This window comes from Methylobacter sp., assembly GCF_030680395.1.
Lineage (GTDB): Bacteria > Pseudomonadota > Gammaproteobacteria > Methylococcales > Methylomonadaceae > Methylobacter_A.
In genome coordinates, this window is the sequence record NZ_JAUXVR010000049.1 from 1 (window position 1) to 3,191 (window position 3,191).

The 3,191-nt window shown below is 51.6% G+C and carries 2 protein-coding genes; both read left to right on the plus strand.

The features are described from left to right. The coding region (locus tag Q8L79_RS20070) for a bifunctional diguanylate cyclase/phosphodiesterase (protein ID WP_305274487.1) at positions 1 to 606 on the plus strand (606 nt) is incomplete at its 5' end. Positions 607 to 713: 107 nt separating this feature from the next. Continuing rightward, a partial coding sequence (locus Q8L79_RS20075) for a diguanylate cyclase domain-containing protein (protein WP_305274488.1) occupies positions 714 to 3,191 on the plus strand: 2,478 nt, incomplete at its 3' end.

Here is a 3,191-nt window from a genome sequence, read left to right on the forward strand (position 1 = left end):
ATTGCCGAAGAAACCGGACTGATTGTGGAGATCGGCGAATGGGTGCTGCGCGAAACCTGTCGGCAAGGTCGGCAGTGGCTGGATGCCGGTTTGCCGCCGTTAACCCTGGCGGTCAACGTGTCCCCGCACCAGTTTCGCCGCAGCGACATTTGCGACCTAGTGGCTACGGTGTTAAAAGATACCGGTTTTCCGGCCAGCCAACTGGAACTGGAAATAACCGAAAGCGGATTGATGGACAATCAGGATAACGCGACGGCCATTCTTAATAATCTCCGTGCTCAAGGCGTTCGGCTGGCCATTGACGATTTCGGCACCGGTTATTCATCGCTGGCTTGTCTTAAGCACTTTCCGCTGGATCTGTTAAAAATCGATAAGAGTTTTATTGATGATATTCCTCATCTGCAGGACGACATGGAAATTGCCGCTACGATTATCGCTATGGGTCATATTCTGGGCTTTAAAGTCCTGGCCGAAGGCGTGGAGACGCCTGAGCAATTGGCATTTTTGCAGGAAAAAGGCTGCGATATGTATCAGGGCTATATCAAAAGCAAACCGGTGTCGGCGCATGAAATTGTCGAGTTATTACGTGATCAACAATATTCATAGGTTGAGTTAAATGCTTTATCATTAACTCAATATATCGGAGCTTCACATGTTGGGTCGCCTGAAGGCGTAATCCACTAAAAAATCGCAGCAAGGGAAAAATAATAATAATGATAAATTTCCATCTACTTGCAGCGCTACTAAAGCAACTCGGCGTAGCCGTGCTTTACGCGTTGCTCGGTTTGGCCGTTCTTGCCTGTTGTTCAGACAACGGTGTTATCAGTATCGTCTGGCTACCTGCGGGACTGGCGTTGTCGGTTTTATTGATGGGTGGAAAAAGGTATGCTTGCGGAGTATTCCTCGGGGCTCTCGTAGTTAACCTAATAACAATCAACTCCTTTTGGATGGCCGTAGCCGTTGCCATGAGCAATACGCTGGAGGCGTTTTTGGGCGCCTTGCTGCTGAAGCGCTACGACATTTTTAATCAATTCACCCTATCCACGCACAACTACCTGCGACTGCTTATAGCCGGTGGCATTGCCAGTGTTATGGCGGCATTGCTCGGAACCGCAACGTTGGTTTTTTCCGGGTTTTTGACCGGTGAAACCTTTTTTCGGTACCTGACGTATTGGTGGCGGGGGGACACGCTGGGTATTGCCCTGATTACCCCGATGATGCTGGTTTGGCGGCGGGCGCCTGATGATTGGTCCAGGCCGGGTCGGCTGATCGAGTTCGTTTTGTTGATTGTTTCGGCTTTCCTGGCCGGCCAAATGATCTTTATAGGATGGATGTACGACGCAGTAGGCGATGTCGCCAAGGCCTACTGGATGTTCCTGTTTATTACCTGGGCGGCGGTACGTATGGGGCCTCATGCGTTAGTAATAATTCTTACCATGACGGCAATTCAAGGATTTTGGGGCGCGCAGCAGGGAACCGGTTTCTTCGCAGAAGACATTGCCAAAACCTATCTGGCCAGTTATTGGTCTTATATGATGATACTGTCGGTGACAGGTATGACACTGGCTACCTATTTCGTCGAACGCAGGCGAGCCGAACAGACGCTGACGGCAAGTGAAGGCTATCAACGCGCCATCTTCAATGCCACACCCGATGCCATGCTGATTAGTGATGTGCGTGGCATTATTACCCAGGTTAATCGGCAAGCCGAGTTACTGCTGGGCTATAAGCTTGGAGAATTGGTTGGCCAGTCGATTGAAATTTTGGTGCCGGAAGGCTTTCGGCCAAAGCATCCTGAACTGCACGCCAAATATGTTGCCGCCCCGGTTACCAGACCTTTGGGAGTAGGGCGAACAGTACAGGCGCAACGAAAAGACGGCAGCAGTTTTGACGTGGATATCAGCGTAAGTCCTATTAAAACGGAACAAGGCCTGTTTTTCGCAAGCGCATTACGAGATGTGACTTTACGTAAACAAGCGGATGCGCATCTTCGCGTTGCCGCCATCGCCTTCGAGTCGAATGAGCCGATGGTCATCACCGACGCAAATAATTTTATTTTACAAGTTAATCGCGCCTTTACTAAATCTACCGGCTACACAAAAGAAGAGGCTGTTGGTCAGAAAATAAATTTACTTAAATCCGGGCGTCATGGCGAGGCCTTTTATACCGCTATGTGGGAAACCATCGAGCGCACCGGTACATGGCAGGGAGAAATTTGGGATCGGCGCAAGAATGGCGAAGTTTACCCCAAATGGTTGATCATCTCAGTGGTGAAAGGGGATGATGGCAGGATTACCCATTATGTCGGCACTCATATCGACATCACCGAACGTAAGGCTGCCGAGGAACAGATCAAACAGCTGGCTTTTTTTGATCCGCTCACCCAGTTGCCTAATCGACGGCTGTTGCAGGAGCGACTGAAACACGGCATTGATGTAGAGCGGCGTGATGGCAAACAGTTGGCATTGCTGATGCTCGATCTGGATCGTTTTAAATCGGTGAACGACAGCCTGGGACATATGGCAGGCGACGAGTTGTTGCAACAAGTCGCTGCAAGAATTACGACCCGGTTGCGTGATGTCGACATGGTGGCCCGTTTAGGAGGCGATGAGTTCATCGTGCTGCTGGAAGACATCGCACATCCTGAAGATGCGGCACGGGTGGCCGAAGAGATCATCGTCGACTTAAGCAAACCTTTTTGTGTGGAGCAGGGCGAGGACATACAGATTAGCGCCAGTATTGGCATTAGCCTGTATCCGCAACACGGCGACAATCCCGAACTACTGATGGATCACGCCGATGCCGCGCTGTATCAGGCTAAAGACGCGGGGCGCGGCTGCTTTGCCTATTTTTCGGAAGATTTAACGATTGCGGCGCGTGAACGCATTGCCTTGGAATCGCGTCTGCGGCGGGCGATTGAGCAACAGGATCTGCGTGTTTTTTACCAGCCGCAGGTGGATATTGCCAGCGGCCGGATCGTCGGCGCCGAGGCCTTGGTGCGCTGGCAAGACTCGGTTGAGGGGCTGATTCCGCCGATCCGTTTTATCCCGATTGCCGAAGAAACCGGACTGATTGTGGAGATCGGCGAATGGGTGCTGCGCGAAACCTGTCGGCAAGGTCGGCAGTGGCTGGATGCCGGTTTGCCGCCGTTAACCCTGGCGGTCAACGTGTCCCCGCACCAGTTTCGCCGC